Below are 23656 nucleotides of genomic sequence, written 5' to 3'. Positions count from 1 at the left end.
AAATGGCACAAGCCAGTCTACCATTTTTCAACTGATACATTCTATTATAAATGTCTTCAGAAAAACTGCAACCTTTTTTCCAGATTACTTTATTTCTAAGGGTTTTCGAGCTATAATAGTAAATAGTGGAAATTTTAGGAGGGAATGAAAAGATGATTACACTCAAATCAAGACGCGAAATCGATGAGATGAAAGCAGCAGGGAAAATCCTTGCCGATACGCATAAAGAACTAAAAAAAATCATTAAACCTGGTATTACTAGCTGGGATTTAGAAGTATTTACAGATGAGTTTTTACGCAAAAATGGTGCAACTCCAGAACAAAAAGGCTTTGAAGGTTATGAATATGCCATTTGTGCAAGTATTAATGATGAAATTTGTCACGGTTTTCCGCGCAAACAAAAGTTAAATCAAGGCGATATTATTACAGTGGATATGGTCGTGAACTATCATGGTGCGCTTGCTGATTCCGCATGGACTTATGCAGTAGGAGAAGTTTCTGATGATGTGAAACACTTAATGGATGTAACGCATAAAGCTCTTTATCTTGGAATCGAGCAAGCACAGGTAGGAGCTCGAGTAGGTGACATTGGTCATGCTATCCAAACATATGTAGAATCTGAAAACCTTGCTGTTGTACGTGAGTTTATTGGTCACGGTGTTGGACCTACTTTACATGAAAAACCAGATATTCCGCATTACGGTAATGCTGGAAAAGGACTACGCTTAAAAGAAGGTATGGTCATTACAGTCGAGCCAATGGTAAATATGGGCGCGTGGAAAGCCAAAATGGATGATAATGGCTGGACTGCGAGAACGGTTGATGGTTCTTTATCTGCTCAATATGAACATACCTTTGCCATTACAAAAGATGGTCCAGAAATTTTAACCTATCAAGGCGAAAATGATTAATTAAATTAGTGAGCCAGATGAATTTAGAACAGAATTGGAGTAAAAACATGTAGTTTATTACATCTGTTTTTACTTTAACGTTTTTTCTAGGCATCTGGCTTTATTTTTAGAGGTGGTGACAGGACAATTGGGAGAAAAAATGGCCATCTGGCGAACGAAAAAACCAGCAACAAAACAAAAAATCGTGTCAGACCTGGAAAAAGCGGGTATTAAAGAAGGTGATACGGTTATTTTTCATGCCTCCATGTCAAAAGCACACTGGATTTGCGGAGGACCAGTGGCGGTGATTTATGCCCTTCAAGAGGCGGTTGGCATTAAAGGAAATATCATCATGCCAGCGCAAACCGGACAATTGAGCGACCCGGAAAAATGGGAAAATCCACCCGTTCCAGAAAGCTGGTGGAAAACAATTCGAGCAGAGACGCCACCCTTTGATCCATTAGTAACACCAACTCGTGGTATGGGCGTAATTGCGGAAACCTTTCGAGCTATGCCAGATGTGGCGCGCAGTTTTCATCCATATCATTCGTTTTGCGCATGGGGAAAAGACAAAGAAGAAATACTTGCTCACCAACCTCTTGCAAAAAGCTTAGGGGATGATTCACCGCTCGGTAAGTTATATCAACGTTCAGCTAAAATAATTTTGTTTGGAGTGGATAACAATAATAATACTTCTCTTCATTTAGCAGAAGAACGGTCAAATATGTTTCCGCTTATCGAAAATCAAGCTGCATTTTTGAAACAAGGTGAGATTGTTTGGGAGAAGTATCAGGAAATTGATTATAACAGTGAAGCGTTTATCGCGTTAGGTCGTACATATGAGAAAGAACGTGATTTTCACCCAACGACGATTATAGGAGCGCCAACTAAAATCTATGATATGTGTGATTTAGTAGATTTTGGAACCCATTATTTCCAAACAAAAAACCACTAAATAGTGGCTGGAATTTGTTTTATTTTCTAATCCGCCGCAACTCTTCTGCAAATAATTGCATTTCGCGTGGGCTAAAATTTGATTTACGTTTAATTAGCTGATAAATATCAGTAAGTGCGTTATAATCAACAGAGTCAAGCTCGAGGTTTTCAAAAACGCCAACATTCACCATTTTTAGTTTAGTAGTAATCTCTGCTAACATAAAATCTAAGTTTTCCTGTGAAGGGGTTTCAAGATTCATCTTTTTGCTCCTTTCAAGCTAATAGACAAAATTTTACCATAATAGAAGAAAAACTTCCAGATGAATGACTAGAAAAAGGGGGACCTTATCAGTGTGGAAAAAAGTAGTAAATTATATCAAACATAACGGAATTGTCCAAGTGGGCCAAACAGTAAGCGCACGAGTAGGGCGAAATGACGTTTCTGGGAATGCAGCACAGCTAGCTTATTATATGCTGTTTTCGATTTTTCCAATGCTTCTAATCGCGGCCACGTTGCTCGCTTATCTTCATATTGATAAAGATTCGGTTTTTAATATGATAAAAGAATTTGCACCAGATCAGATTATGAGCTTTTTAGAAGAAAATTTAAACACCTTACTAACGCAGAAAAATGGTGGATTGCTTTCTATCGGGATTATCGCGACTTTATGGTCGGCATCTAATGGTATGAATGCTGTGATGAAATCGCTTAATAAAGCATATGGTGTAACGAATAAACGGAACTATGTCGTACAGCGCTTATTATCGATGTTTTTCACGTTAGCAATGCTTGCAACGGTGGGGGCTACTTTGCTATTACTCGTATTTGGACAACAAATTGGAATGTTTTTAATTAACCATTTGAATTTCTCGGAAGACTTTCTTAGTTTTTGGAATAATCTTCGTTGGACTGTTACGCTCGTTGTTATTTTTGTCGTCTTTACCTTTTTATATTGGGTGGCGCCAAATAGGCGTAGTACGTTAATTAGTGTTCTTCCTGGAGCGCTTTTTTCAACCATTGGCTGGACGGTAGCTTCAGTTGGTTTTGCGTATTACGTAAATAACTTCGGCAATTATTCCGCAACATATGGTAGTATCGGTGTGATTATTATTTTAATGTTGTGGTTTTACTTAACTGGTATTATTTTAATGATTGGCGGAGAGCTAAATGCAACACTTGCAATCCGTAAAAAGAAAAAAGAACTAGGCGAAATCAATTAAAAAACGCTAAAACTGCAGTGGGCAGTTTTAGCGTTTTAATTTTTCATGAATAAGTTGCATGACATATCTTGCGTCGCTTGGTTTATTAATATCAATCTCATCAATATTAATAACGAGTGTATCACTTTTATCGTAAGACGCAAACCAGCTATCGTAGCGACTGTGGAGATGCTTATAGTAATCAAGTAAACCAGGATTATCAAAGGTTTGCTCGTAAGGACGGCCACGTAAGGAAATTCTACTTAACACGGTGTCCAAACTTCCACGTAAATAAATTAACAAATCCGGCGCTTTTTTTGGCATATATGCGAGCTCTTCCATCATATTATCGAGTAAATCAAGATATGTATCCATCTCAGGTTCCGAAATGTTGCCTTCTTCAAAATTAATTTGCGTAAAAAGCGCATCCTCATAAATGCTCCGATCAAGCACATTATTTTGATCCGTTAGTGCAGCTTTAATACTGCGAAAACGGGTATTTAAAAAATATATTTGTAAGGCAAAAGCCCATCTTTTTGGGTCATCATAAAACATTTCAAGGATGCGATTATCCTTAATGTTTTCATAAAATGCCTTTGTTCCAAGTTCATTTGCAATTAGCTCTGTATAACTACTTTTCCCAGCGCCAATCATTCCTGCTAAAACAATCACTTTATTTCCTACTCCTTCCATAAAACGAGTAGCCTCCTTTTTGGTCGACTATCTGTTCATTATACTACTAATTTGCTTAATAAGGAGATTTTTTGTACGATAAAAGAGAAGAAATGAGGGATAATGATGACAAAACCATTAAAGCTAGTTTATACCGAAAATGGGTTTGACACAGGAAGTTTTTTAATTGATGACAAAATGACCGATTATTCACCAGCAGATTTGATGTTGATGTCTATTGCCAGTTGTAGCGCCATTGTTTTTCGTAACATTTTAAGGAAAAAACGAGTAGATTTTACTGATTTATGGGTAGACGCGACAATGGAACGTATTCCCGAAGAAGAAAATCGGATTAGCGCGATTCATCTTCATTTTAAAATTACCGGTGCTGACTTAGATCCTAATCCACTTGAAAAAGCACTAAAATTAACCCCAAAATACTGTTCGATGGTTCGTTCTGTTGAAAAAAGTATCATTGTCGATGAAAGTCTTGAAATCATGCCATAAACTACTGACAAGTGGCAGTTTTTTTGTTAGTATTAATGAAGACTTGGAATGATGGAGGAAAATAATGAATCAAAATCCAGTAGAAGAAGGCCAAAAGTTCCCGCTAACTATTAGACGCATGGGAATCAACGGGGAGGGAATCGGCTACTTTAAAAAAGCAGTTGTATTTGTACCTGGCGCAATTACCGGTGAAGAAGTAGTTGTCGAAGCGGTCAAAGTTCGTGATCGTTTCACCGAAGCAAAATTAAATAAAATTCGTAAAAAATCTCCAAACCGAGTTACCGCACCTTGCCCAGTATACGAGGCGTGTGGTGGTTGCCAGTTGCAACATGTGGCCTATAGCGCCCAACTTGAATTAAAACGAGATATTGTTATTCAATCAATCGAAAAACATACAAAAATCGATCCAGCAAAATTAAAAATCCGCCCAACAATCGGAATGGAAGACCCTTGGCGTTACCGCAATAAAAGCCAATTCCAAACAAGAATGGTAGGCAGTGGTCAAGTCGAAACAGGGCTTTTCGGCGCCAATTCTCACCAACTTGTTCCGATTGAAGACTGCATCGTCCAACAACCAGTTACCATCAAAGTAACCAATTTTGTACGTGATTTACTCGAAAAATATGGCGTACCGATTTATGATGAAAAAGCTGGTAGTGGCATCGTCCGAACAATCGTTGTCCGTACAGGCGTAAAAACTGGAGAAACACAACTCGTCTTCATTACAAATAGTAAAAAGTTACCTAAAAAACGTGAAATGCTCGCAGAAATTGAAGCAGCTCTTCCAGAAGTCACTTCAATTATGCAAAACGTCAACCAAGCAAAATCCTCACTTATTTTTGGTGACGAAACGTTCCTACTAGCCGGAAAAGAAAGCATCGAAGAAAAATTAATGGAACTCGAATTCGATTTATCAGCTCGTGCCTTTTTCCAATTAAATCCGTTCCAAACAGAGCGATTATACCAAGAAGTCGAAAAAGCGCTCGTACTAACAGGCAGTGAAACATTAGTAGATGCTTATTGCGGCGTTGGAACAATCGGTCAAGCCTTTGCCGGAAAAGTAAAAGAAGTCCGCGGTATGGATATTATTCCAGAATCCATTGAAGATGCCAAACGAAACGCAGAGAAAAATGGTATCGAAAACGTTTATTATGAAGTAGGGAAAGCAGAAGATGTTTTGCCAAAATGGGTAAATGAAGGTTTCCGCCCAGATGCTGTCATCGTTGACCCACCAAGAAGTGGCTGTGACCAAGGTTTAATTAAATCGCTGTTACAAGTAGAAGCAAAACAACTTGTTTACGTATCATGTAATCCGTCCACATTAGCACGCGACTTGGCTTTACTTGCGATGAAATACCGCATTCGCTATATGCAACCTGTCGATATGTTCCCGCAAACAGCACACGTCGAAACAGTAGTGCTTTTGCAATTAAAAGATAACTAAAAGGACTGGTGGTACATGATTTCAGGATTAAGCCATATCACTTTAATTGTGAAAGATTTGAATAAAACAACCACATTCTTAGAAGAAATTTTTGATGCAGAAGAAATCTATTCTAGTGGCGATGAAACATTTTCGCTTTCCAAAGAAAAATTTTTTCTAATTGCTGGCCTGTGGATTTGCATTATGGAAGGTGAAGCTTTACAAGAGCGCACTTATAACCATATTGCTTTCCAAATTCAAGTGGAGGAAATGGATGAGTATATCGAGCGAATTAAATCACTCGGCATGGAAATAAAACCAGAACGCGCTAGAGTAAAAGGCGAAGGACGATCCGTTTATTTTTATGATTATGATAATCATCTGTTTGAATTACACGCCGGGACATTAGAAGAACGCTTAAAAAGGTATCATAAATAGCAAACACAGGAGGAACTACTATGAAAAAACTATTTGATGAAACGAATGAATTTGAAAATAAGTACTACCGAACTATTTGGTACGGTTATATCGAAAATGAGTTTGAACCTGAATTAAGTGCTATGATAAAACAGCTAATTCAAAGCGATCTTGCAGAAAAAATGGCAAATCCAATCGAAGCAACACACTGGGTTTTCTATAGTGGAACACAAGCTGGCGATGCAATCGGTGATAAAGTCCGCTCATCCATAATGGTTCGCCGGCGTGATAACGAGTTTGTCGTCCATTACAACATGAGCGATTTCCAATTTGTTACCGTGTTTGATGTAGCAATCAACTTTAAAAATCAACTTGAACAAGATTTGAATAAATAAAAACATCCCACCTATTGTTAGGTGGGATTCTCTTTCATCCAAGTTCTTTCCAGTGCCAATTACCGATATGTAAACCTTGATCCATTTCATTTGATGTAAAACTATCAGCTCTTGCTTCTGTTTTTGCTCGCGTTAATGAAGTGGCGCTTCCAAAACTATTTGCGGTTTCATAATGGTACTCTTGGTTGTTCAAACGGATAATAATGGCGCGACCAGAAGGATGTTTTCCAATAAGTTTCAAGATTTCTTCGCTCCTTTTTTCAGTCAGTTAAATCATTTTTGTGAAAGCACCGGCATTTTGATCTAAGGCAGTAGAGGCTGATTCGATTTGATTAAAATCTTCTAAAGATAAAATAAGTACTTCTTGGCTTTCCTCGACTTTTGCTTCCACTCGTTCTGTACCACTGGAAATCGTATTAATTTCTTGTGTGATACCGTTGACGCTTTTTTCAACTTCTTTTATCGCCTCTTCTACACGGCTTGAAAGTTTGCGAACTTCTTCAGCAACAACACTAAATCCACGCCCAGCATCGCCAGCACGTGCGGCTTCAATGGCTGCATTCAGTGCAAGTAAATTTGTTTGAGAAGCAATGCCATTAATTGTATTGATAATACCATGAATATTTTGTGCTTCTATTTGTAAATCATGAAGTGTAACTGTATTTTCATTGGATTCTTTCGTGATTGATTTCACTAGTTCCAGGAGAGCTTCACTACGCGTTTTTCCAACACTGGAATGTTCTTTTAAATTTGTCGCCATGCTTTTTAAACCAGATGCAAAATCATGGACCGTTTCTTCTCTTCTCGTAATATCAGTTGCTATTTTTGCAACTCCGACTACTATTTCTTCGCGAATAATAGGGATATAAGTCGCTTCAAACCAAACACGTTCGCCACGAGCGTTTTTTCGTTCAATTTTATTTTGAAATTTTTGTCCAGCAAGTAGATTAGTCCACATTGCTTTGTAGCTAGCAGTTTGGACAAAGTCAGGAAAGCATAAGTCAGGGTGCGATAATTGCAACATTTCTTCTTCTGTATACCCCATAGCTTCCGCGAAAAGTGCATTAGCATAAGTTACTTTTTTATTAGTATCAAAACGAATTATTGCCACGTTTTGAAGTAAACCATCGAGAAGGAGAGTTGCGTCTTCTGTTTCCGCATTAACATTCATTAAAAAAAACCTCCATTTTTTAGAAAAATAATATGAAAATAACCAACATCAACATAATAACATACTTATATTTGTATTAGAAGATTTATTTTTTTATAAAATGAAAAAATAGAAAAATTCAGCTTAGTAGAGTTACTTGCAATCCTGTTAGAACAATCTTATAATTTAGAAAAATACGGGAGGGATAGGGATGCGAATTACGGGGGAACGAATTTACTTACGACCTTTTCAAATTACCGATGCGAATCAAAAACTAGCTTTTCATTTAGCGAATAAGGCTTTTTTTGCAGGCTATTCGATGGAGCGAGATGAGCGTTTTTATACGGTAGAAGAGCAACAAGCGCTTATTTTGCGATTAGAAGATTTTGCTGCAAGTGATGTAGAGTATTATTATGGAATTTTCTTGAAAGATACAGATGAACTTATTGGCACGATTAATTTGTTTAGTATTTTGCGTGAATCGTTACAATCTGCATTTATCGGTTATTTTTTGGATAAGGCTCATAATGGAAATGGATATGCTACCGAGGCAGTACAGTTAATAGTAGATTTTGGATTTGACATTCTTGGACTTCATCGTATTGAAGCGGGTGTTATGCCAAAAAACGAGCGTTCTAAGCAAGTTTTACTAAAAGCCGGATTCCATTTAGAAGGGCTAGCGGTTCAAAATGTGCGTATAAATGGAACTTGGGAAGATCATCAAGTACTAGCAATTATAAATCCTCTAGACTAAAAAAGCCAAGTGGCGCAATTTGTCCACTTGGCTTTTTCTTTTTTAACGTCCGTCGCCATATTCCCAGTTACGAATAGCATCGTCTTCATCAAAAGAAATTAATACATCAGCTACTCCGCGGAGTTTACCAATATTTTCTTCTAAACGGTCTTTAATATCATCTACTTCCGCAAGTGTGAGCATTGGATCAAGCTCTATCTCAACATCAACGTGAAATAGATCACCTTCTTTTAATACAGTAAGTACTTGTATATCGCGTACATCGGGATCATTCATTACTAATTGTCCAACTGTTAAATGCATACTTTGATCTGACTCGCCAATAACTCCAGCAGCATTATCTAAAAATACTTTCCCAACCACAATAAACATCATAACGCCGATTAACATCGAGGCAATACCTTCTGCTTGATGAAAAGGGGTGTAGTGAGAAATAATGACTGCTATCATCGCAAGCAAACCACCACCAGTTGCAACCGAATCCTCCAAAAATACTAGTTTAGTCGCTGCTTTTGCCTTACCAAGATTTAAAATACTATCTTTAAATAAGCTAAGACCTTTTGATTCCAAACCAACATCATGAGCAATTTCGTGCATCGCCTTTACTAGAACGGAAAACTCTAAGGTAGTACAAAGTAGAAGTACTAGAAGGTTAATAAGAAAACCAGTTGAACTTGTCGGGTCTATAATGTGCGCGAAACCTTCTCGAATTGTCTCAAATGCCATAATGCCAACAACAATTACCGCACCAAGAAGTACTAAGTTAACCATCCGGCCAAAGCCATGAGGAAAACGTTGCGTCGGCCGTTTCTTACTCAAAGCAGAACCAATAAATACGAAAAACTGGTTAGCTGCGTCACCAAGACTATGTAACGTTTCAGCAAACATCGCAATATTCCCTGTGAAAAAATAAGTGACGCCTTTTATAACTGAAACAATCGTATTGACAAGTGCTGCGGTTAAAGCTGATTTATTGCCTTCTTTTAATAATCCTAATAATTCTTTCATACTAGTCTCCTCCAAGAATATCATTAAGAAATTGTAGCACTTTTTCAGTTAAAAAGAAAATAGGAACTAAGTAGCTTTCAAGAAGCTTGCAAAAATGTAAGCATAAACAAGCTTTCTTTTCAAATTTATATCTGCTAAACTGATACTAAGTGCTTATTCAGAGAGTCTGAAAGCTGATTTTGAAACGGAAGGCGTGGGAGTACGAGAATGCAAGTCCAAAAATGCCGTTTTTTTGTATTGTTACTGCCAGTATTATATCTCTTATATGGAGTTTCACTTGCATTACAATTTGGGAATAATGCTGATTTAATTAATACGATTACTAATAGTTCTATACTTTTATTAACGACACTTATTTTAACGAAAATGGCTAAATTAAAAAATTGGATTGATTTTATCTGGTTTTGTGTATTTATTTTATATATATTTGTGCTCGTACACCTAGTGGCTTATATTTCTATTGGTGACTTTGTAAACAGCACTTATACAGGAGATTTTCATATTCAAAAAGAAATGATTAATTTAATCCCTTTTACAACAATAGAAAATACATTCGAACAAACATTACCAACGATGCCAACAATTATTCAAATAATCGGGAATGTTTTATTATTATGTCCGCTGTCTTTCTTTCTACTTTACTTTAAAATCACGAGTACAGCAGGAAAAACTATACTTGTTATTTTCCTTACTTCTTGTGGGATTGAATTATTACAATTTGCTCAGACCACAATGATTACAGGATTTGAAAGCATCTCCCTTCCACCAAACCGCTCTACAGATGTAGATGATGTTATTTTGAACACGTTAAGCGGTTTAATTGGTGTGTTACTTGCATATGTTACTCCACCAGTTAGAAAACGTATAAATAAAAGAAGATGAATGTATTCGTTAAGGAGAATTAGTTATGAAAGAAAAGTTAATGCAAGCCTATGCTTGGTTCCAAAAAAATAGTTTGATTGTAAAAATAGTTTTTATTACTTTTGTAATGGGATTTGTTATATTTGAGATTGTTAATATTGCGACAGGAATTGACTATCCATCATTAAAAGCAAATATTACTTCTCAAAGCCCAGAACAAATTTTTATTATGTTTATTGTAGGCTTAATTGCCGTTACACCAATGCTTTTATATGATTATGTTATTGTTAAACTTTTGCCAGGAAAGTTTTCGCCAATTCATGTAGTTGCATCTGGTTGGATTACAAATACATTCACTAATATAGGCGGATTTGGTGGGGTGTTAGGCGCAAGTTTAAGGGCAAGTTTTTATGGAAAGAATGCTTCTCATAAAGAAATTTTACTTGCCATCTCTAAAATTGCCTTATTTTTAGTATCAGGTTTATCAATATACTGTTTAGTATCATTAACAACTTTACTCATTCCGGGTTTTGCTGATCACTTCGTTAACTACTGGCCATGGCTTCTAGCTGGAGGTCTTTACTTTCCGATTTTATTCACGATTACTAAATGGAAAAGCAAATCATTGTTTGTAGATTTGCCAATTAAAAGAGAATTAACTTTAATTGTAGCTTCTCTTTTAGAGTGGGGCTTTGCGTTTGGTTGTTTTGCGATTATTGGTGTTTTAATGGGAGAACCAGTAGATATTTTCAAGGTATTTCCACTATTTGTTATCGCTTCTGTTATTGGTATTGCTTCGATGGTTCCTGGAGGCGTTGGGACTTTTGATGTAGTGATGATTCTTGGACTTAGCCAGTTAGGTGTTTCTCAAGAATTAGCGCTTGCTTGGATGCTATTTTACCGTATTTTCTACTATATTATCCCGTTTATTGTCGGCTTGCTATTCTTTGTTCAAAAAGCTGGAAAACGTCTGAATGATTTTTTAGAAGGTTTACCACTACTATTCTTACAAAAAGTGGCACATCGATTTTTAGTGTTTTTCGTATATGGATCGGGGCTATTACTAATATTATCTTCCGCAGTGCCAAATGCAATTTATCATGTTCCGTTCTTATACAAAATCATGCCATTTAACTTCTTGTTTACATCACAAATTACTATTGTTGCGTTTGGGTTTCTGCTTCTAGGACTTGCCAGAGGTATTGAATGTAAAACTAAAAAAGCATACATTATAACTGTAATCGTATTAGGTTGCGCTATTTTCAATACACTTGCTCGCGTATTTTCGATGAAACAAGCGATTTTCCTAGGAATTGTTTTACTATGTTTATTCCTTGCTAGAAACGAATTTTACCGAGAAAAATTAGTGTACACATGGAGTAAAGTAATTATTGATAGTATCATCTTTATCGTATGTTTAGCAGGTTATATTGTTATCGGTATTTATAATTCACCAAACATCAAGCATTCCAAAGAAATCCCTGATTATCTACGTATTGCTTCTGAACATTTATGGTTAGTAGGGTTTGTCGGCGTCTTTATTGCAGTTGTTAGTTTAGTTATTATTTATATTTACTTATCTACTACCAAAGAAAAACTCGGCTCCCCATTTGAAGCGGTCAAAGTACGCGAACATTTAACTAAATGGGGTGGAAATGAAGTAAGCCATACGATGTTCTTACGCGATAAATTACTATTTTGGGCAGCCAATGGGGAAGTACTTTTTTCTTACCGAATTATTGCTGATAAGATGGTAATTATGGGAGAACCAACTGGAAATATGGACAAAATGGAGGACGCCATTGAAGAAGTCATGACAAATGCAGATAGATTTGGTTATCGTCCTGTGTTTTATGAAGTACGTGGTACAATGATTCCTTATTTACATGATCACGGTTTTGACTTCATTAAGCTTGGCGAGGAAGGTTTTGTTGATGTCCAAAACTTTACAATGAGTGGTAAGAAGAAAAAAGGTGAACGAGCGCTAATGAACAAATTAGATCGCGAAGGTTACACTTTTGAAATTATTCAGCCTCCCTTTAATAATGACACATGGAAAACTTTGCGAGCTGTTTCCGATGAATGGCTTGATGGCAGAGAAGAAAAGGGCTTTTCTCTAGGATTCTTTGATACTTATTATTTAGAACAAGCAGATATAGCTCTCGCTAAAAATGCAGATGGAACAGTGGTTGGTTTTGCTTCGATGATGCCGTCGTATACGGATGAAATGACTTCAATTGATTTAATGCGATACTCAAAAGAAGCTCCATCAGGCATCATGGATTTTCTCTTCATTAATTTATTTGAAAGAGCGAAAGAAGACGGTTTTCAGATATTTAACGCAGGCATGGCGCCACTAGCAAACGTTGGTGAAAGTAAGTATGCGTTTCTAGGTGAACGATTGGCAGGGCTTGTGTACCGTTATAGTCAAGGTTTTTATGGATTTAAAGGTTTACGGAATTTCAAATCCAAATATGTAACAGAATGGGAACAAAAATTTGTAGCATTTAGAAAACGAAGCTCCATTGCGTTTACGATGCTCCAGCTAATGATTCTTGTTGGAAAAAAACGACCACTTGCAAACAATCAAGTAGTGCTTGATTTCCCTCTAAATGAAGAAATAGAAAAACCAGATTCTGAGTAAAGCAGAATCTGGTTTTTCTTAGTCAATTAAGTCATTTAAAGCATCTTGCAACGTTTCGAACCGAAATTCAAAATGATTACTCATTAATTTTTCTGGATATGCTCTTTGACTATCTAAAATAGTCATTGCTCGTTCACCGAGAATGAATTTAATGATTTTTTTCGGTACTGGAGTCTTATAAGGTTTATGCATTGTTTTACCAAGTCGTTCGGCAAATTTCTTTTCTTGAACAGGATGAGGCGCGGTAAAATTAACTACACCACTAATTTGTTCCTGATCAAAAATAAATAATATTGCTGCTACAACATCATCGACATGAATCCAAGAATACCATTGTCTACCACTGCCGAATTTTCCGCCAGTATATGTTTGGAATAATTTTTTGAAAATAGGGAACGACCCACCATCAGTTCCAAGTACAAGGCCAAAGCGAGCATAAACAACACGAATACCTAGATTACTTGCCGCACTGGCTGTTTTTTCCCACTCATAAACTGTTTTTCCTAAGAAGTTATCAGCATAGGTATTTTCTTCTGTATCCAGATAAATAGTTGACTTAGAGGATGTGTAAGCCCCAATTGCACTTGCATTAATCCATAATTTTGGTTTGGATTTCATTTTCTTCACAATCGATAAGAGTGCTGAAGTAGCTTCGATGCGGCTATTTACAATCACTTTCTTTCTGTCGTAAGTCCATTTTTCGTCCATCAAACCAGCACCTGCAAAATTAATGCAAATATCCACTGCTAAATCTTCTAAATTCGGCAATCTATCTTCATTTAACCATTCAATATAATGTATATTTGCGCGGTTTTTTAGCTTTTGTCTTGTTAAAATATAAAGCTCGTGATCTGATTTTTCTAGTTCATGTACTAAATGATCACCAATAAAACCTGTTGCGCCTGTAAGTAAGATATGCAATTTTATCACCTCTTCATTGTCCTAACTAGTTTATTCCCTTTTTAGTAGTATTAAAACCAATTTTTGCGGTATGATAGAAGCTAGAAGGAGGCGGATTATGAAAATCACGTCCATAAGTGTCCAACAAAAAAACAAAGAACGCTATAACATATTTATTGATGAAAAATACAACTTTAGTGTAGATGAAGAGGTTTTAGCCCGATTTCAGTTGATGAAAGGAAAAGTGTTGACTGAAGTCGAGATAGAAGAAATTAAACAAGCTGATATGGTTCGCAAAGGTCTTAATAAAGCAATTAATTTCTTGTCTCACCGGGTCCGCTCGGAAAAAGAAATTCGCGATTATTTAAGAAAACAAGAAATGGAAGCTTTTGCTATTGATGAGATTTTAAAAAAATTAGCTGATATGGATTACATTAATGATGTCGAATTTGCGGAACTATATACAAAAACACAAATCAAAACTACATTAAAAGGTCCAAGAACGATTGAACGTGAATTAGTCGAAAAAGGTTTAACAAGAGAAATTATTAGTCAAGTAATGGAAGAATATTCGGATGAGGCTCAGCTAGAAAATGCCACCAAACAAGCAATAAAAATTATGAAACGAAATAATAAAAGTGCTAAAAAAATGCTCCAACAAAAAATCATTACTGATTTAATCCAAAAAGGCTATACGAGTGAATTAGCGAAAGTAGCTGCAACTGAAGCAACGAGCGAATTGGATGTGGCTGATGAAGCAGAAATTTTACAAAAGCAAGTCGAAAAAACGATGCGTAAAAATAAACGTTACAAACCTAGTATTGCCAAACAAAAAACAATCACATCACTAATGCAGAAAGGTTTTTCTTATGATACAATTCAATCATACCTAACTGAAAATGAAATCAGTTTTGAGGAGGAAGAGTGAGTTGTATACGTATTTAGATGAACTAACAGCGGAATTAATGGCTAAAAACCCGCATTTAGATAAAGAACAAGCTTTATGGTGGATTGAAATGCTTTGGTCAGATTTCGAAAGTTCCTATGCCAAAGCAGGTTACCCATACCGTGGCCCTGAGTACGCGGCGGATTATGTGCGGCAGCAAATCGAGCGCCATGGCAATTTTTTACACCAAGTAGAACGCAAAGACCCAAACAAATAGGAGTGAACAAAGTGAAAGTAAGAGGATTTGAAGTAGTTAATGAAGCAAGTAGAAAGTTTCCACAACAAACCATATCGTTACCAATACGCGGCGACAAAGGTTCAGCTGGCTATGATTTTTTCTCCAATGAAACAATAACTATCGCACCCGGAGAAAAACATATTTTTTGGACAGATATTAAAAGTTATATGCAGGAAGATGAAGTTTTAAATATCCACGTGCGTTCTTCTATCGGCATTAAAAAAGGTTTATTGTTATGTAACGGTACTGGAATAATCGATTCTTCTTATTATAGTAACCCAGGTAATGACGGTAATATCGGTATTGCAATTAAAAATTTCTCTTCAAAACCAGTAGAAATTGAGTCTGGCGAACGTGTCGCTCAAGGCGTATTCCAAAAATACTTAGTAGCAGATACTGACAATGTTGCAAACGAATCACGAATTGGTGGGGTAGGAAGTACTGGTAGGTAAACGAAAAGACCCGGAATGCCGGGTCTTTTTTTAAATACTAACAGGTGCTAGTTTTTTGTATAATTTTTCAGTGGAGAAAATCCAACCAGTGTAAGATGAAATAATAGTTAAATTATCATCTAATTTAACTACTGCTACAAATGGATAATGCCCATTACTACGGTAGCGTAAATCAGTAAATGTTACATAAGTTCCGTCTAGTTTTTCCTCAATGCGCCAATTATATACTTTGGAGAATGAGATAAAAGCAGCGAGATTTTTATCTTTTTTCGCAGAACGGATGATTTCGTTATCTGGAACAGGTAAACGGTCAAATTTTTCATAAATAGAGATATTTCGTTTGAAAGCTCTACCTACGTAGTAATGATCCTTGGTTGTAACCGCCACACGCCACTGAAAGAAATGAATTGTGGACGCGATAATGATTTCTTCTGAATCGGGGATTAAGTTTTGAACCGCATGTTTAATCATTCGCTGCGTAACAAATCTTGCCACATAGTAAAGTGCCAAAATAACGTAGAGCGTGACAAACGTAGGTAGTACAGGAGAACCTAACAACCAAGCTGCAATAGCAACGACGTGAGAGCCGAAAATGAACCAATCAAATGTATTGATAAATCCAAAAGCAACCCAGGTTTCCTTAAACGGCCTAATTGCTTGCGTTCCGTACGCATTAAAAATATCAACAAAAATGTGCAACCCAACCGCTATAAATGTCCATAATAGCAAATGAATAAACGTAGCTGCTGGGAAAAGTAAATACAAAATAGATGAAATAAGTAATGGCCAAATGGCAAGCATCGGCAAGGAATGCGTGATTCCTCGGTGATTTCTAATATAATCAGCGTTATTTTTAAGTTTTAATACAGTGTCAATGTCTGGAATTTGTGAACCAATAATTGTTGCTGTCATAATACCAATGGCAGCTTGAGAACTTCCGGCAACTACCGGGTCAACGGTTGCTAACGCTCCGAGTGCAATTCCCATTACTACATGTGTGCCAGTATCCAAGTGACTTTGCCTCCTCTAAAATCGGTCTTTAAAAATATAAGTGGTGTCGTCTGAGAAAGCACAACACTATTCAATTAAGTCAGCTTTCGGTATAATAGAAAACGGCTTAAGAATGGGTATACAATTTTATTCCCTGTTTACATTATACTACACATCCGGAGCATCACACATTAGAAATCTATTAGAATTACGAGGGGAAAATGAGAAAAATGAAGAGACTAACATGGGATGAAACAAAAATAACTGCTTTTCAAGAGGCACTCGTTTCCTGGTATGAAGCGAATAAGCGCATCTTACCGTGGCGCGAAAATACTGAACCTTATCGGATTTGGGTCTCAGAAATCATGCTTCAACAAACAAAAGTCGATACTGTGATCCCTTATTTTAATCGTTTTATGACTCAATTTCCAACAATGGAAAGTTTTGTAAATGCTGATGAAGCAGATATATTAAAAGCATGGGAAGGATTAGGCTATTACTCACGTGTCCGAAATCTCCAAACAGCGATGAAACAAGTGATGATAGATTTTTCTGGTAAAGTTCCTACTGACTTAACAACTATCTTATCGCTTAAAGGTGTGGGTCCATATACAGCGGGAGCTATCTTAAGTATTGCTTACAATCAAGCTGAACCAGCTGTGGATGGAAATGTTATGCGTGTTATCGCGCGCGTATTAGAAATTGGCGAGGATATTATGAAAGCATCCACTCGGAAAATTTTTGAGGAAGTGTTATATCAACTAATCGACAAAGAAAATCCGGCAGCCTTTAACCAAGGTTTAATGGAAATTGGCGCACTTGTTTGTACATCTACAAAACCAATGTGCCTGCTCTGTCCTCTGCAATCGTTTTGTGAAGCGCATAAAAATGGCGTCGAAACGAATTATCCAGTAAAAATTAAAAAAGTAAAGACGAAAACCAAAGAACTATTAAGCATTATTGTTATTTCAGAAGAAGGAAAAATTGCTATAGAAAAACGGCCAGAAAATGGTCTACTTGCGAATATGTGGCAATTTCCTACTATTGAAATTTCAAAAAAAGAAAATGATGAAGTAGCTAAACTACAATTTTTACATAATTATGGCTTAGAAGTTTTACTAGAAAACGAGCCAATTGCGCATATCAAACACATTTTTTCTCATTTAGTCTGGAAAATGGACATTCGTGTGGCAAAACTTCAGTCAGCAGTCCCAAATGAAAATTGGTATTTTGCGACGGAAGAAGAGATGAAACGGCTTGCTTTTCCAGTACCATATCAAAAAATGTGGCAAGCCTGGAAAGATTTTAAGGGGGAGTAACAAATGAACAAAGTAGCATTAGTAACAGGAAGTAGTAGAGGTCTTGGAAGAGAAATAGCCATCGCACTTGCAAAAGAAGGCTATGACATCGCCGTGAATTTTTCTAGAAATCGCAAAAAGGCAGAAGAAGTACAGCAAGAAATTGAACAAATAGGAAGAAAATGCGTTATTTTTAAAGCAAATGTTGGTGATGTGGAAAAAATTAGAGACTTATTTAAAGCGGTAGACGAAGAATTCGGTCGTTTAGATGTTTTTATTAATAATGCAGCGAGCGGTGTCCTTCGACCTTTGATGGAGTTAGAAGAATCGCATTGGGATTGGACGATGAATATTAATGCGAAGGCACTACTATTTGCAGGTCAGGAGGCAGCTAAGTTAATGCAACGCCACCAAAGTGGGAAGATTATCAGTTTAAGCTCAATTGGTTCCATTCGTTATTTAGAAAATTACACAACAGTCGGTGTTTCAAAAGCGGCGGTAGAATCACTTACTCGTTATTTAGCAGTAGAACTCGCACCATTTGGTATTGCGGTTAATGCTGTTTCTGGAGGCTTAATTGAAACGGATGCACTAAATCACTTTCCAAATCGCGAAGAATTGTTAAAAGATGCAGTAAGTAAAACGCCAGCTGGACGAATGATTGAGCCAAATGATTTAGTAAATGCTGTATTATTCCTTGCTAGTGAGAAAGCAGACATGATACGCGGGCAAACTATTTTAGTAGATGGCGGCAGAACACTTTTAGTATAGTAAAGCAAAACAGGGGAAAATCAGCTGTTTGATGTAAAAAACATTCTTTTTTCAGGAAAATCTTCTGTTTCAGCACGATATTGTTTTTTTGCTGTCTTGCCTTATGTTATAATAAAAATGATTTTGATAGTACATGAGGAAAGTAGGATAAAGGATGTACTTACCTAAAGAGAAAGAAATAATACAGATCAAGAGTTACAAACATAACGGTAAACTTCATCGTACTTGGAAAAAGACAGTGGTGCTTAAATCTACGGAGAATATTATTATCGGCGGAAACGACCATACATTAGTTGTGGAAGCAGACGGACGTAAATGGGTAACGCGCGAGCCATCAATTTGTTATTTTCATAGTGATTACTGGTTTAATGTAATTTCGATGATTAGAGAAGATGGTATTTATCATTACTGCAATTTAGGTACACCTTTTGCGGTAGACGAACAAGCGCTGAAGTACATTGATTATGACCTCGATATTAAGGTTTTCCCAGATGGAAGGTTCCATTTGCTTGATGAAGGCGAATACGAACAACACCGTCGCCAAATGAAGTATCCAGATTCAATTGATCGGATACTAAAAACTAATGTAGATGTGCTAAGCCACTGGATTCTGGACAAAAAAGGTCCGTTTTCTCCTGATTACATTGACATTTGGTATGAAAAGTATAAAGAATATCGTTAAAAAAACGAGCTTAGGAGTCTATCTCCAAGCTCGTTTTTTGTTTATTCTTCATTAACATTAATATCGATTTGATTTTCTTCTGTGTGTCGAAGTTTAAAACTATGAATTAATTTTTCTAAATAATCGATTGTTTCTTGGTAAGCAAAAACTGAGGCAATAATACGCATTAAATGATATTTATCCATCATGTCTTCGTATTCATCTTTTTCTGTTTCTTCCATTTCACGTAGGAAAAGTTGCATTAAATCTTGCGGATCTTGCGCTAAATGTGATTCTACATATTCGAGATCAATGGAAACTTTATCGATGTATGTTAATAAGAGTTGCTCGTGTTTATCTGTTAAGTAATCAATATGTTGCCTAATTAGTTCTTGTTTATCTGGAGGTAGTTGCAAATAATCATTTTCATAACGGTGTTGGATTTTTAACAGTTCAAAACCTTTTTGTGAGCAAAGTAACATCTGCCTATAAACAGCTATTTTCCGACCTTTTGAAATAGCATTTTTCTTTAAAAAAGTACGCTCTTCTCGGTATAATCCATATAAGTTACGCGTTTGATTTAACTGTTTTTGCATCCATTCCATATCTTTTTTTAGAAGCGGGAAGTCAGCGGCATGACGCAAGTTTAATTTAATCCAACGAACAATTTCGCTATTCGTATTATAAATTAACTGAAACAATGAAACTTCATACTTCGGTGGTAAAAAGAATAGATTGACAATAAATGCAGCAAGTAAACCTAACATAATTGTCCCAAAACGAATAAGAGCGATTTCTAAGAAGTCATTACCAGGAGAGTCCATGACAATTATTAGAGTAACTACAGCAAGGCCAATCGTATTCTCCAAACGAAATTGCATTAATAAAGCTACACAGATAATCGAAGCAACACCAATTAAAATAAAATCATTACCAATATAAAGTCCGAAAATAATTGCAATGATGGCTCCAATAACGTTCCCTTGTGCCCGCTCTAAAATAGTTCGATATGACCTATAAATAGAAGGCTGGATAGCAAAAACGGCGGAAATGCCTGCCAGAGATGGAGAGGGTGAATTGCAAAGTTGGGCAATAAAAAGTGCCAATGTAATTGCAATACCTGTTTTCAAAATTCTAGCTCCGAATTTCATGGAAGGTTATTCCTTTCTATAGACTATTTGAGCGGGATTTTTTATTTTCCCGCTCATTCTTCTTCTATTATAACGTTTCTTTCAAGTTTATACAGTAATATTACCTAGTTACCTTGAACCATTTTTCCAAAAACAGTATCAACTGCTTGGATTGTTTCTAAAATGTCTGCTTCTGAATGAGCTGAAGTAATGAACCAAGCTTCATATTTTGAAGGTGCTAAATTAATACCTTCTTCTAACATACCTTTAAAAAAGTGACCGAATAAATCACCATTCGTTGCACCAGCCTCAGCATAATTAGTTACAGGCTCATCCGTGAAGTAAACAGTTAGAGCGCCGACAATTTGGTTGACCGTCACCGAGATACCATGTTTAACAGCAGCATCTTCAATCCCGTTTTTTAACATTGAACCATATTTTTCAAAGCGTTCATAAAGCCCTTCTTCTTGTAAAACTTCAAGACATGCAATACCCGAAAGAATAGAGGCTGGATTACCAGCATGCGTTCCGGCTTGATAGGCTGGGCCAAGCGGTGCAACTTTTTCCATAATATCGACACGACCGCCGTAAGCGCCAATTGGAAGGCCGCCACCAATAATTTTACCCATAGCAGTTAAATCAGGAATAACACCTAAATAATTTTGAGCTCCACCATACATAAAACGGAAAGCAGTAATAACTTCATCATAAATTACTAAAGAACCATTGGCGTGTGCAAGTTCATTCACAGCCTCTAAAAAGCCTTCCGCGGGAGCAACCATTCCAAAATTCCCAACAATTGGTTCTACTAAAACAGCAGCAACTTGGTCTCCCCAAACCGCTAATGCCTCCTTGAAAGATGCAAGATCATTAAATGGAACCGTAATAACTTCTTCCGCTGTTGATTTTGTTACTCCAGCAGAATCTGGAATACCAAGTGTAGAAGGGCCAGAACCAGCTTCCACTAACACCAAATCAAAATGACCATGGTAGCAACCAGCGAATTTAATGATTTTATCCCGTCCGGTATAAGCACGAGCCACACGAATAGTTGTCATAACTGCTTCTGTTCCGGAATTTGTAAACCGAACTTTTTCAAGAGAAGGTATGGCTTCTTTTAGCATTTTAGCAAAAGTTATTTCATGTTTAGTAGGTGTACCGTACAAAACCCCATTTTGCGCAGCTTTTGTAATAGCTTCTGTAATATGAGGGTGCGCGTGTCCGGTAATAATTGGTCCAAATGCAGCTAAGTAATCAATGTACTTATTGCCATCTACATCATAAAAATAAGCTCCGTCAGCTCGCTCCATTGTTACAGGTATGCCACCGCCGACTCCTTTATTTGACCTGGATGGGCTATTAACCCCGCCAACTATATGTAAAAGTGCTTCGTCATGCAATTTTTTTGACATTGAATGATCCATTTTGTCATCTCCTCAAAATTTTAATACCTTCTATATTCTATGCGAAAAAGTGAGATGCCGCAATCGAAAAAACAATATTATTGCTGATAAATGAAAAAAAGCATAAAATTAGAGTAGAGCTAAAGAGAGGAAGTGGGCAGTATGAAAGTTTTATTTACACTCGATGTACCTGAACACCTTCAAAAGTTACAAGCGGAAAAATTTCCGGACGATACTTTCTATTATGAGAATATTAATCATTTTGCTAATCTAGGCGAATTGGATGTCATCATTACATACGGATCCAACATCACAGAAGAAATAGTAAAAAAAGCTACTAAACTAAAATTAATAATGGTGTTTTCTGCAGGCATAGATAGCCTGCCAAGAAAAATTATTCAAAAGCAAAAAATAAAAGTTGCTAATGTAAGAGGGATTCACGCAATACCAATGGGTGAATATGCCTTATCATTTATGTTGTCTCACGTAAAAAAAGCGGCTTTCTTCTATCAAATGCAAAAAGAAGAAGAATGGGCGAGTGAAGAACCTATTACTGAATTAGCAGGGAAAACATTAGTAGTGGCAGGTACAGGAGCTATCGGAGCAAAAGTAGCAGAATTCGCTCAAGCTTTTGATATGGAAGTTTTAGGGATTAATACAACTGGCCATGCAGCAAAACCATTTAGTAAAACATATGCTATGACCGACTTGGAAAAAGTAGCTCCATTAGCCGATTTTTTCGTTAGTGTTTTACCGCAAACCGAAGAAACTTCAGGAATTTATCAGCTATCTTTTTTTCGGAAAATGAAATCTAGTGCTGTATTTATCAATATTGGTAGAGGAAGTGCAGTAGAATTAGAGACAATTGAACGAGCTTCTAAAGATAGACAAATCGCTCATTTTTATTTAGATGTTTTACCAGGAGAGCCCCTCCCTCCAGATAGCAATTTATGGCATGCAAACAATATAACTATCACCCCCCATGTATCTGGACATTCTAATAAGTATTTAGATCGTAGTTTTGAGATTTGGTTCGAAAATATAAATCATTTGAAAGAAAATACAAAATTACGTAATGAAATTGATTTAAACAAAGGTTATTAAACTATAAATTATGCCATTCTATTGACAGTTAAGCGTTATTTCCGGTATTATTAATATAATAATTATTTTTGGAAGGGAGTGCATGGCGGTGTCTAATGCAACTCTGAAAGAAGCAGTAGATGTCTTAAAGAAAACAGGAGTCAGAATCACTCCTCAGCGTCATGCTATACTTGAATTTTTAATTAACTCACACACCCACCCAACTGCAGATGATATTTATCGGGCTTTAGAAGGAAACTTCCCTAACATGAGTGTAGCAACGGTGTATAATAATTTGCGCGTTTTTCGAGATGCGGGTCTAATTAAAGAACTATCTTACGGTGATGCATCTAGTCGATTCGATTTCTCAACATCGAACCATTACCACGCAATTTGTAATGTATGTGGAAAAATAGTAGACTTTCATTATCCTGGCTTAGACGAAGTCGAACATTTCGCAGCCCATGTAACCGGCTATGAAATTGATAATCATAGACTAGAAGTATATGGCACATGTCCAGAATGTAAAGAAAAACAATTAAATAATTAAACAAAAACACTTAGCTTAGCTAGGTGTTTTTATATTTTTTTCATTTTTATTTAATTTTATGCATAATTCAGTTGACATATATCTCAAAACTTGATATATTAGTTTTCGGCGCTACAATAGCAGTGATTTAAAAGAATTTTATACATAAAATAAATTTAAAAAGTTGTTGACAGATAGACGCTGAAATGATATGATTTAAAAGTCGCAAAAAACAAAAGAAAACATTCATACATCAAGCATAAAAGCGACTAACTGACCTTTGAAAACTGAACAAAGAAGAAGACGAAAAGCAATGAGACGTAAAGTCTCACTGGTAATCGCAGGGCAGAAAACAGAAAGCTGTTTTCAACAAAAACAAACTAGTAATTTAATTGCTA

Annotated in this window: 27 protein-coding genes; 18 read left to right on the top strand and 9 right to left on the bottom strand. The window is 36.4% G+C overall.

The window, feature by feature from the left end:
* Positions 1-152 precede the first annotated feature (152 nt).
* On the top strand, positions 153-911 hold the full coding sequence (gene map, locus HCB45_RS11880) for a type I methionyl aminopeptidase (RefSeq protein WP_185320032.1): 759 nt from the start codon (positions 153-155) through the stop codon (positions 909-911).
* Between the two features lie 127 nt (positions 912-1038).
* Positions 1039-1845, top strand: coding sequence for an AAC(3) family N-acetyltransferase (locus tag HCB45_RS11875; protein WP_185620013.1), 807 nt, complete (start codon positions 1039-1041; stop codon positions 1843-1845).
* 19 nt (positions 1846-1864) lie between these two features.
* On the opposite strand, the gene HCB45_RS11870 is transcribed toward HCB45_RS11875, so the two are convergent.
* On the bottom strand, positions 1865-2086 hold the full coding sequence (locus HCB45_RS11870) for a DUF1128 domain-containing protein (protein WP_003768985.1): 222 nt from the start codon (positions 2084-2086) through the stop codon (positions 1865-1867).
* Positions 2087-2177: 91 nt separating this feature from the next.
* Between HCB45_RS11870 and HCB45_RS11865 the strand changes: the two genes are divergently transcribed.
* Positions 2178-3047 carry a YihY/virulence factor BrkB family protein gene (locus tag HCB45_RS11865; protein WP_185320034.1) on the top strand — a complete coding sequence of 290 codons (870 nt, stop codon included), beginning with the start codon at positions 2178-2180 and terminating at the stop codon, positions 3045-3047.
* A gap of 27 nt (positions 3048-3074) precedes the next feature.
* Here the strand turns inward: HCB45_RS11865 and HCB45_RS11860 are convergent, their stop codons facing one another.
* Entirely contained in the window at positions 3075-3719 is a 645-nt protein-coding gene (locus tag HCB45_RS11860; RefSeq protein WP_185320035.1) for a deoxynucleoside kinase, read from the bottom strand.
* 105 nt (positions 3720-3824) lie between these two features.
* Here HCB45_RS11860 and HCB45_RS11855 point away from each other — a divergent pair, with 105 nt between their 5' ends.
* The 4 genes from HCB45_RS11855 to HCB45_RS11840 all read left to right on the top strand — a co-directional run bounded on the left by HCB45_RS11855 (position 3825) and on the right by HCB45_RS11840 (position 6440).
* Positions 3825-4205, top strand: a complete 381-nt coding sequence (locus HCB45_RS11855; protein ID WP_045552641.1) for an OsmC family protein — start codon at positions 3825-3827, stop codon at positions 4203-4205.
* 64 nt (positions 4206-4269) lie between these two features.
* The gene (gene rlmD / locus HCB45_RS11850) at positions 4270-5649 is read left to right on the top strand and encodes a 23S rRNA (uracil(1939)-C(5))-methyltransferase RlmD (protein WP_185620011.1); all 1380 of its coding nucleotides are present in this window, start codon (positions 4270-4272) and stop codon (positions 5647-5649) included.
* Positions 5650-5664: 15 nt separating this feature from the next.
* The gene (gene fosX, locus HCB45_RS11845; RefSeq protein ID WP_185620009.1) at positions 5665-6066 is read left to right on the top strand and encodes a fosfomycin resistance hydrolase FosX; all 402 of its coding nucleotides are present in this window, start codon (positions 5665-5667) and stop codon (positions 6064-6066) included.
* Positions 6067-6086: 20 nt separating this feature from the next.
* On the top strand, positions 6087-6440 hold the full coding sequence (locus HCB45_RS11840; protein WP_185320038.1) for a hypothetical protein: 354 nt from the start codon (positions 6087-6089) through the stop codon (positions 6438-6440).
* A gap of 34 nt (positions 6441-6474) precedes the next feature.
* On the opposite strand, the gene HCB45_RS11835 is transcribed toward HCB45_RS11840, so the two are convergent.
* Both HCB45_RS11835 and HCB45_RS11830 read right to left on the bottom strand, forming a co-directional pair.
* A complete protein-coding gene (locus HCB45_RS11835) occupies positions 6475-6681 on the bottom strand; it encodes a hypothetical protein (protein WP_003762628.1) in 207 nt (68 codons plus the stop codon).
* A gap of 27 nt (positions 6682-6708) precedes the next feature.
* Positions 6709-7611, bottom strand: coding sequence for a methyl-accepting chemotaxis protein (locus HCB45_RS11830; protein WP_185320039.1), 903 nt, complete (start codon positions 7609-7611; stop codon positions 6709-6711).
* 190 nt (positions 7612-7801) lie between these two features.
* Between HCB45_RS11830 and HCB45_RS11825 the strand changes: the two genes are divergently transcribed.
* Positions 7802-8344 carry a GNAT family N-acetyltransferase gene (locus HCB45_RS11825; RefSeq protein ID WP_185320040.1) on the top strand — a complete coding sequence of 181 codons (543 nt, stop codon included), beginning with the start codon at positions 7802-7804 and terminating at the stop codon, positions 8342-8344.
* A gap of 42 nt (positions 8345-8386) precedes the next feature.
* Here HCB45_RS11825 and HCB45_RS11820 read toward each other — a convergent pair whose 3' ends face one another.
* Entirely contained in the window at positions 8387-9352 is a 966-nt protein-coding gene (locus HCB45_RS11820) for a cation diffusion facilitator family transporter (protein WP_185620007.1), read from the bottom strand.
* A gap of 207 nt (positions 9353-9559) precedes the next feature.
* Here HCB45_RS11820 and HCB45_RS11815 point away from each other — a divergent pair, with 207 nt between their 5' ends.
* Together HCB45_RS11815 and mprF are read left to right on the top strand one after the other, a co-directional pair.
* A complete protein-coding gene (locus HCB45_RS11815) occupies positions 9560-10234 on the top strand; it encodes a VanZ family protein (protein WP_185320042.1) in 675 nt (224 codons plus the stop codon).
* A 25-nt stretch (positions 10235-10259) separates the two neighbouring features.
* Entirely contained in the window at positions 10260-12857 is a 2598-nt protein-coding gene (gene mprF, locus HCB45_RS11810; RefSeq protein WP_185320043.1) for a bifunctional lysylphosphatidylglycerol flippase/synthetase MprF, read from the top strand.
* An 18-nt stretch (positions 12858-12875) separates the two neighbouring features.
* On the opposite strand, the gene HCB45_RS11805 is transcribed toward mprF, so the two are convergent.
* Positions 12876-13778 carry a TIGR01777 family oxidoreductase gene (locus HCB45_RS11805; protein WP_185320044.1) on the bottom strand — a complete coding sequence of 301 codons (903 nt, stop codon included), beginning with the start codon at positions 13776-13778 and terminating at the stop codon, positions 12876-12878.
* A 97-nt stretch (positions 13779-13875) separates the two neighbouring features.
* Between HCB45_RS11805 and recX the strand changes: the two genes are divergently transcribed.
* From recX to HCB45_RS11790, 3 genes are read left to right on the top strand one after another with little or no spacing between them, the layout of a single operon-like run.
* Positions 13876-14685, top strand: coding sequence for a recombination regulator RecX (gene recX / locus HCB45_RS11800; protein ID WP_185620005.1), 810 nt, complete (start codon positions 13876-13878; stop codon positions 14683-14685).
* A gap of 1 nt (position 14686) precedes the next feature.
* The gene (locus HCB45_RS11795; RefSeq protein ID WP_003767261.1) at positions 14687-14920 is read left to right on the top strand and encodes a YfhJ family protein; all 234 of its coding nucleotides are present in this window, start codon (positions 14687-14689) and stop codon (positions 14918-14920) included.
* 11 nt (positions 14921-14931) lie between these two features.
* Positions 14932-15393, top strand: a complete 462-nt coding sequence (locus tag HCB45_RS11790; RefSeq protein WP_185320046.1) for a dCTP deaminase/dUTPase family protein — start codon at positions 14932-14934, stop codon at positions 15391-15393.
* 30 nt (positions 15394-15423) lie between these two features.
* On the opposite strand, the gene HCB45_RS11785 is transcribed toward HCB45_RS11790, so the two are convergent.
* A complete protein-coding gene (locus HCB45_RS11785; RefSeq protein WP_185320047.1) occupies positions 15424-16404 on the bottom strand; it encodes a metal-dependent hydrolase in 981 nt (326 codons plus the stop codon).
* 200 nt (positions 16405-16604) lie between these two features.
* On the opposite strand from HCB45_RS11785, the gene mutY reads away from it, so the two are divergent.
* From mutY to ntdP, 3 genes are all read left to right on the top strand, one after another.
* Positions 16605-17702, top strand: coding sequence for an A/G-specific adenine glycosylase (gene mutY, locus HCB45_RS11780; protein WP_185620003.1), 1098 nt, complete (start codon positions 16605-16607; stop codon positions 17700-17702).
* 3 nt (positions 17703-17705) lie between these two features.
* Positions 17706-18452, top strand: coding sequence for an enoyl-[acyl-carrier-protein] reductase FabL (gene fabL / locus HCB45_RS11775; protein WP_185320049.1), 747 nt, complete (start codon positions 17706-17708; stop codon positions 18450-18452).
* Between the two features lie 154 nt (positions 18453-18606).
* Entirely contained in the window at positions 18607-19134 is a 528-nt protein-coding gene (ntdP, locus tag HCB45_RS11770) for a nucleoside tri-diphosphate phosphatase (RefSeq protein WP_003719986.1), read from the top strand.
* A gap of 41 nt (positions 19135-19175) precedes the next feature.
* Here ntdP and HCB45_RS11765 read toward each other — a convergent pair whose 3' ends face one another.
* Both HCB45_RS11765 and HCB45_RS11760 read right to left on the bottom strand, forming a co-directional pair.
* Positions 19176-20264: an aromatic acid exporter family protein gene (locus tag HCB45_RS11765; RefSeq protein ID WP_003767254.1), complete on the bottom strand. Its 1089-nt coding sequence runs from the start codon at positions 20262-20264 to the stop codon at positions 19176-19178.
* A 104-nt stretch (positions 20265-20368) separates the two neighbouring features.
* Positions 20369-21667, bottom strand: coding sequence for a glutamate-1-semialdehyde 2,1-aminomutase (locus HCB45_RS11760; RefSeq protein WP_185620001.1), 1299 nt, complete (start codon positions 21665-21667; stop codon positions 20369-20371).
* A 141-nt stretch (positions 21668-21808) separates the two neighbouring features.
* Between HCB45_RS11760 and HCB45_RS11755 the strand changes: the two genes are divergently transcribed.
* Together HCB45_RS11755 and perR are read left to right on the top strand one after the other, a co-directional pair.
* Positions 21809-22750: an NAD(P)-dependent oxidoreductase gene (locus HCB45_RS11755; RefSeq protein WP_185619999.1), complete on the top strand. Its 942-nt coding sequence runs from the start codon at positions 21809-21811 to the stop codon at positions 22748-22750.
* A gap of 82 nt (positions 22751-22832) precedes the next feature.
* Positions 22833-23279, top strand: a complete 447-nt coding sequence (gene perR / locus HCB45_RS11750) for a peroxide-responsive transcriptional repressor PerR (RefSeq protein WP_185320052.1) — start codon at positions 22833-22835, stop codon at positions 23277-23279.
* Positions 23280-23656: the final 377 nt, after the last annotated feature.

The organism is Listeria farberi (assembly GCF_014229245.1).
Classification (GTDB): Bacteria; Bacillota; Bacilli; order Lactobacillales; family Listeriaceae; genus Listeria; species Listeria farberi.
This window is presented reverse-complemented; position numbering and strand designations above follow the sequence as displayed.